This is a genomic window from Mesorhizobium sp. M7A.F.Ca.CA.002.04.1.1, assembly GCF_004022805.1.
Lineage (GTDB): Bacteria > Pseudomonadota > Alphaproteobacteria > Rhizobiales > Rhizobiaceae > Mesorhizobium > Mesorhizobium ciceri.
The window spans coordinates 1-6,146 of sequence record NZ_RZPL01000322.1 but is presented as its reverse complement, the minus strand read 5'-3'; the positions used below and the strand labels follow the sequence as shown (position 1 = coordinate 6,146).

Genomic DNA, 6,146 nt, shown 5'->3' with positions numbered 1-6,146 from the left:
ACATAGCCGAGTGCGGTCGAGCAGCACCACGCCGCATAGAGCGCCTGCGTCCGCGCCGCGCGATCCTGCGGATTGCCGATCAACCTTGGAATGCCTTCCCGAAAGGCAACCATGGCATCCCTGCACATCAGCACGATGACCGGATTGCGATCGGGGGCATACAAGGCTTCCATCGCATGAGCGATCGCGTTCATCGCCGAGGTTACGGTGAGATTTACCGGCAAGCTCAGTGTCAGATCGACGTCGTAGATCACCGTCTCTGGGCGAATGTCCGGCGAGCGGCGGGTGGTCTTCTCGCCGGCTGCCGTCTCGCCGAGTATGTCGGTCATTTCCGAGCCGGCATAGGTGGTGGGAATGACCACCTGGTCGGCGCCCGTGCGCACGGCAATGGCCTTGCCGAGCCCAGTGGTCGAGCCGCCGCCGAGGCTGACGACCGCCGAAGCGCCACTGCCGCGGAAGGTATCGATGGCCTTTTCCGTGACCTCGACAGGGGTATGCATGACCGCGCCGGCAAAGATCCCGGCGGCGAGGCCACCAAGGCTTGCGGCCAGCCTTTCCGCATCGCCCTTCTGATGCGGCGTCGAAAGCACCATCACCTTTTCATGGCCGAGCCGCCGGACTTCCTCCTCGACGCGAGCCATGGTGCCGGCACCGAAGACCACCCGTGTCGTCAGGCCCGGAAAGGTGAAGCTGTCCATCATCGCGCCGCCTCCATGCGCGGGCCACGCCCGGCCGCGAGGTCGTCGAGGATAGTGCCCAGCATGGCAATCTCGGCGTCCGAGACCTCATGGCCGCGGCCCGGGAACAGATCGGCCCGCAGGCTCGCGCCAATCCGGCCCAGCGATTGCGCGGCATCGGCAAACGCCGAGACCGGTATCCACGGATCGGCATCACCACCGGAAAGATAAATCGGCATTCCGGCCGGCGCCGCCTCGGATCTTTCGTCCGCCGGAACGCCGACACGGCAGCCCGTGAAGGCCGCCAAAGCGTCCGGCGGCGGCAGCCCCGCACAGAGATATTCGATCGAGAGACACGCCCCTTGCGAGAAGCCCGCGAGAAGCAGCGGCAGTCCGGGCAGTTCGGCACGCGCCGCAACCATTGCGGCCGCAAGGTGGTCGAGCGCGTCAGAGAGCTGCGCGCGGGCGACCGACGTCAACGGGTCGACGGCACGCGCCTCCCACCACATGCCGTGCGGCGCGCGCGGCAGGATGAAGGCCACGGCCGACGCGGAAAGCCGCGACAGCACATGGGACTGCATCTCTTCGGGCGATTGGCCGCGGCCGTGGACGAAGACGCAAATCGCCTTAGCCTCCGGGCCTCTTGGCCCAAGCCGGAGCGGACCGCTGCCTGAACTCACGCGAAATCCGCCTGTTCCAGGCCGGCCTGCAATTCGCTCTCGCGGTCCTTGAACCAAGGCGGGAAGACCAGCGTCTTGCCGATCTGGCCCGGAGGCTCGTCCTTGGCCCAGCCTTCCGGCGTGGTCCAGGCAATTTCGAACAGCGCGCCGCCGGGCGAGCGGACATAACAGGACTTGAAGTAGTTGCGGTCCTTCTGCTCCGATATGTCCGTGAAGCCGAGGCCCTCGATATGAGCGCGCAGCTTCAACTGGTTCTCTTCGTCGCCGGTGTTGAGGGCGAGGTGGTGGATCGTGCCTCCCGCCAGAGTCCAGGTGCCCTGCGGGCTGTCGCGGTCGACAATGACCTCCACGCGCTGTGCGACGCCGGCCGCATCCGGCACGCGGAACACGAGCCCCTCGTGGTCGTCGGCCTCTTTCTCCATCGGCAATGCGATGGTCAGGAAGTCGTCCATGGCGGTGCGGTCCATCACCGCCACCACGGCGCCGTAGATTCCCTTGATGCCGTGGGCCTTGCCGATGCCCTGCGCCTCGTTGGTGATGGGCGCGCGGGGATCCCTGTCGCTTTCCACCAGCTCATGCGGGATGCCGCAGGGATGTGCGAAAGCCGCACGGTCGGCGCCAAAACGGGTGATCTTGATGGCCTCGATGCCGCGCGCATTCAACCGGTCGACCCAGAAATCCGCGGCGCCCCTGGGGATCGACTGCATGATGGTGCGCGACTGATTGGACCCGCGGCGGCCATAGACGCCCGGCTTGCGGAACGGGAAGGTGGTGATGATCGTCGACGCATCGCCATTGGGCGAGCCGTAATAGAGGTGGTAGACCGGGATGACGCCGTCGAACAAGACGGTGCGCTTCACCGAATGCAGGCCGAGCGCCTTGGTATAGAAATCAAAATCTTCCTGAGCGCTGTCGGTCGAGAGCGTCAAATGGTGGTAGCCGCTGATACGTGCCATCGGTCATCTCCTCCCAGAGGTTTCGGTATCGCTCCGCCGCTGCGGGCAGAGCACGAGGTTGAGGTCGAGCGCGTGCTTGCGTTTTCCTCCATTGGGCGGCAGCGCGCGGAACTCGGCCATGAGTTCGGGTTTGACCCCGAAGATGGCATCCCGGCCGATCGCAGGGTCCGACCGGTCGAAGATGTGGGTCGTCAGCGTCTCGAAGCCCTCCGCCGAGACGCGAAAATGGATATGGGCCGGCCGCTCGAGGCCAAGGCCCAGCGCTGACATCAATTGACCGACCGGTCCGTCCGACGGCAGCGTGTAGCCCTTCGGCTTCACCGTCGTGAAGCGGAACCGTCCCTGCGGATCGGTACGGAAGCGTCCGCGCAGATTGAATTCCGGCTGGCGGTCGGGTTCCTGGTTCTCGTAGAGACCCTCGGCATTGGCCTGCCAGATCTCGACCGTCGCATCGCCGACCCCCGCGCCGTCGAGCGCGACGATGCGGCCCGCGACCTCCAGCGGCTCGCCCTTGTGATCGCGCGAGATGTTCGCGCCGGGTGGCATCTCCGGCACGTCGGCCCGGTAGAAGGGCCCGGCCAGGGTGTTTGGTGTCGCTCCGGCGGGGCGCGGGCTGTTCTGATCCTCGATCAGCGAAGACACGCCCAGGACGTCGGCGAACAGCACCCATTCCTGGCGCCGCGCATCGGCGTAGTGGCCAACCTCGGTCAGAAAATCGATCGCCTGGCGGAATTCCTCGCCGGAGGGCCGCAACTCCACGATCAGCGCGTGCAAACCATCCACGGCTGCCTGCGCCGCCGCCGCCAGGCGGGACTGGCCCATTGCCGTCAGGCGCCGCGAGAATTCCTCGGCCTGCGTCGATATCGCCTTGGGGGACTCATCCCGCTTCGGGTCGTGCTGGCCGTGCATTCCGCCGGGGCCTCCCTTCCCCTTGCCAAGCGGGATAGCACGGCCCGACGCGATGCTTGATGAGATGTGACGTCCCTTGTATAGCGTTTTGCTATGAAGCTGAACGAGCGCCACCTCATGCAGCTCGCCGCGGTGCTGGATGCCGGCGGCGTGTCGGAAGGAGCCGCCATGCTGGGCTTGACCCAGCCGGCGGTCAGCCGATCACTGGCCATGCTGGAGGCGCGGGTGGGTGAGCCGCTGTTCCTCAAGGGCCGCCGGCCGCTGCAGGCGACGCCGCTCGGCTTCCAGCTGGCGGCGCAGGGCCGCACGATCATCACCGCGTCGCGCAAGGCGTCGGATGCGGTGCAGGGCTTCATGAAAGGCACCAAAGGTGTCGTCCGTGTCGGCGGCGTGCCGTTCTTCATGGACGCGATGATCAGCCGGATGATCGGAGAATTCCAGAAGCTCGAACCCGAGGTCACCGTTCAGCAGAGCTACATGAACCTGCCCGAGATGGTCGCGGCGCTGGACAGCAACCAGATCGACCTCGGCATCGTGCCGATCGGCGTGCTCGACCTTGGTCCCGGCTTCGAATTCACCGAAATCCTGCCCGGACGCAATGTCGTGGCTTGCCGGCCCGATCATCCCCTGCTGCGAAATCGCCGCCTCAGGGCGCATGACCTGACCAGCTTTCCCTGGGTGGCTCCCCTGCCCGGCTCTCCGCTGATGTCGGACCTGCAGATGATCCTGATGAGCATCGGCATGTCGGACCTGAACATCCGCTATTCGGGAGGCTCGCTGATGAGCGTGATCAACTTCCTTGCCGAAACCGATGCGTTGGCCGTGCTGCCATTCTCCGTAGTCTTCGCGCAGCGCAAGGAGAGCCGGGTTACGGTGCTGCCCTATGAAATCCCGCAGCCCAGCCGCTCACTCGGTATCCTTCGCCGGGTCAGCGGACCACGCTCACCGGCGGCAGAGCGCTTCGCCGGCCACGTCACGACCGCCTTCGAAAACCTGAAGCACATCATCAAACGGCATGAGAATGCCGTTGTCTGGGGACGGTAAACCAGCCTCGCTATTCGAATGATGCGGTAGCGTCACACAACGCGCATGTTTCCTCCAGCCGGAGGCGCTTCATCCCCGCGTCGCCGGTTAGGCTCGACGGCCGCCCGCCCCCAAAAGCCGTCGGGCCGCCAGAAATCCCGATATCCTATTGGTCACGCCCTCCTCCACCTCGCCATCACTGCGTAAACGCTTTGGACATCTGATCCGCAAAGGGTTTCAACAGATAAGACCAGACATTGCGTTCGTCGGTGCGGATATGAACCTCGGCGGGCATACCTGGCCTCAGCACCTTCGCTTCGGTCAGGCAGCTCGATTTGCTTTCAACCTTGATACGCGCCGAAAAATAGGAAAGCTGACGTTGCGGGTCTTTAATCAGATCTGCCGAGATGTGTTTCACTGACCCTTGGCAGACCGGAGTGGTTCCCACGTCGAACGCCGGAAAACGGATTGATACCGGCTGCCCAGGCCGGACATCGTCGACCCGCGACGGAGGGATCAGCGCGTCCACCACAAGATCGTCGGTATCAGGTACGATGGTCATAAGCATCTCGCCAGGCGCGATAACGCCGCCGACGGTATGGACAGCCGATTCCTGTATCGTTCCGGACTGTGGCGCGCGGATCGTTGTCTTGGTCAGTTCATCCTGCGCCACAATCCTCCGTTCGTTGAGTTCGGTCTGTTTGGCTTCGGTCTCGCGGAGTTCGGTCGTCACGTCGGTGCGCCTTTGGTCATCCAGCTGCAGCATCTGCAACCCCGTTTCGCTGATGCGCGCCTGGGCTTCAGCTACTGCTGCAGCGAGGCGACCCGATTCTCCCCTGGCCCGGGTGGCATCCAACTTGATGTTGCTTACCCTCTCCTTGGAGACGAGTTTTTTGGCGTAGAGGGAATCAACGTCGGCGAAATCCTTGCTCAGCAGGGCAACCGATTCATCCACCGCGCTCTGTTGCGCTTTAAGACCGTCGATCTGACGTTCAAGTTGCTGGGATTGGCTTCTCAGCTGTGCCTTCTGTCCAGCCAAAGCCGAAGAGCGCGTTTCAAAGAGAGCGCGTTCGCCGTTGACGAGCGCAGCCAGCTCCGGTTGGTTCATTCGCGCTTTCAGGCCGACCGGCAGCTGCATTTCCGCCAAGCCCGTGCGCTCGGCCTCCAGCCGGGCGAGGCGAACGGTCGCGCGATCGAGATCCTCGCTGATGATTTGCAGGTTCGCGCGTGTCAGCGTGTCATCCAGCCTGACCAGCACGTCGCCGGCTCGCACATGATCTCCGTCCTGCGCGAAGATCCCGCCCACTGTTCCTCCGGTTTGATGCTGGACCTTCTTGACGTTGCTTTCTACCACCACGGTGGCCGGTGCAACCACGGCGCCGGCGATCTTGGTCAATCCCAGCCACAGGCCGCCGCCGAGGACCAGCAGACCTGTAATCACCAAGCCGAATATCAGGTTGGCCCGTATACCGTCCGGCAGATCTGGCGAGCTCACGGCAGGTCCTTTGCTGCCACGAAGGGTCCGGGCATAGGACGAGAAGGTGACGAATGTTTCGAGCAGAGCCTCATGCATGCCCGGCAACCCCCGGTATCGGCGCCAAAGAAGATGGCCGAGGTGAAACAGGCGGTGAAGGTCGGAGCACGTTCGCCAAGACCTCCTCGCGCGAGCCAAAGGCATGAACCGTCCCGTTCGACATAACCAGCACCTGATCGATGTTGGCGAGTGCCGAGGGACGATGCGCAACGACAATGACGATGCCCCCGCGCTGACGCACTGCCCGTATGGCGCCGGCCAGGGCAGCGTCTCCATCCACGTCGAGGTTCGAGTTCGGTTCGTCGAGCACGACAAGGAACGGCTCGCCATAAAGGGCTCGGGCGAGACCCACGAGTTGCCTCTGCCC

At 64.2% G+C, this 6,146-nt stretch carries 6 protein-coding genes and 1 pseudogene; 1 reads left to right on the top strand and 6 read right to left on the bottom strand.

Annotated elements, in window-relative coordinates:
- From ENZ75_RS17660 to ENZ75_RS17645, 4 genes are all read right to left on the bottom strand, one after another.
- A partial coding sequence (locus ENZ75_RS17660; RefSeq protein WP_245481169.1) for an iron-containing alcohol dehydrogenase occupies positions 1 to 698 on the bottom strand: 698 nt, incomplete at its 3' end.
- On the bottom strand, positions 698 to 1,357 hold the full coding sequence (locus ENZ75_RS17655; protein ID WP_013533098.1) for a dienelactone hydrolase family protein: 660 nt from the start codon (positions 1,355 to 1,357) through the stop codon (positions 698 to 700). The genes ENZ75_RS17660 and ENZ75_RS17655, both read right to left, overlap by 1 nt.
- Positions 1,354 to 2,313, bottom strand: coding sequence for a VOC family protein (locus tag ENZ75_RS17650; protein WP_013533099.1), 960 nt, complete (start codon positions 2,311 to 2,313; stop codon positions 1,354 to 1,356). The genes ENZ75_RS17655 and ENZ75_RS17650 overlap by 4 nt, the downstream gene beginning before the upstream one ends.
- Positions 2,314 to 2,316: 3 nt before the next feature.
- Positions 2,317 to 3,222, bottom strand: coding sequence for a dioxygenase (locus ENZ75_RS17645; RefSeq protein WP_063167498.1), 906 nt, complete (start codon positions 3,220 to 3,222; stop codon positions 2,317 to 2,319).
- Between the two features lie 93 nt (positions 3,223 to 3,315).
- On the opposite strand from ENZ75_RS17645, the gene ENZ75_RS17640 reads away from it, so the two are divergent.
- Positions 3,316 to 4,266 (top strand): LysR family transcriptional regulator, encoded by a 951-nt coding sequence (locus ENZ75_RS17640; protein WP_013533101.1) that lies wholly within the window; start codon positions 3,316 to 3,318, stop codon positions 4,264 to 4,266.
- Positions 4,267 to 4,441: 175 nt separating this feature from the next.
- Here the strand turns inward: ENZ75_RS17640 and ENZ75_RS17635 are convergent, their stop codons facing one another.
- Positions 4,442 to 5,818, bottom strand: coding sequence for an HlyD family type I secretion periplasmic adaptor subunit (locus ENZ75_RS17635; RefSeq protein ID WP_013533102.1), 1,377 nt, complete (start codon positions 5,816 to 5,818; stop codon positions 4,442 to 4,444).
- Positions 5,811 to 6,146, bottom strand: a pseudogene (locus tag ENZ75_RS35145) (type I secretion system permease/ATPase); the annotation flags it as partial. The pseudogene ENZ75_RS35145 and the gene ENZ75_RS17635, both read right to left, overlap by 8 nt.

What these genes read in the sequence shown, in the direction of transcription:
- ENZ75_RS17650 (WP_013533099.1), bottom strand. Translation starts at nt 2,313, where the DNA reads ATGGCACGTATCAGCGGCTACCACCATTTGACGCTCTCGACCGACAGC.
- ENZ75_RS17645 (WP_063167498.1), bottom strand. Translation starts at nt 3,222, where the DNA reads ATGCACGGCCAGCACGACCCGAAGCGGGATGAGTCCCCCAAGGCGATA.
- ENZ75_RS17640 (WP_013533101.1), top strand. Translation starts at nt 3,316, where the DNA reads ATGAAGCTGAACGAGCGCCACCTCATGCAGCTCGCCGCGGTGCTGGAT.
- ENZ75_RS17635 (WP_013533102.1), bottom strand. Translation starts at nt 5,818, where the DNA reads ATGCATGAGGCTCTGCTCGAAACATTCGTCACCTTCTCGTCCTATGCC.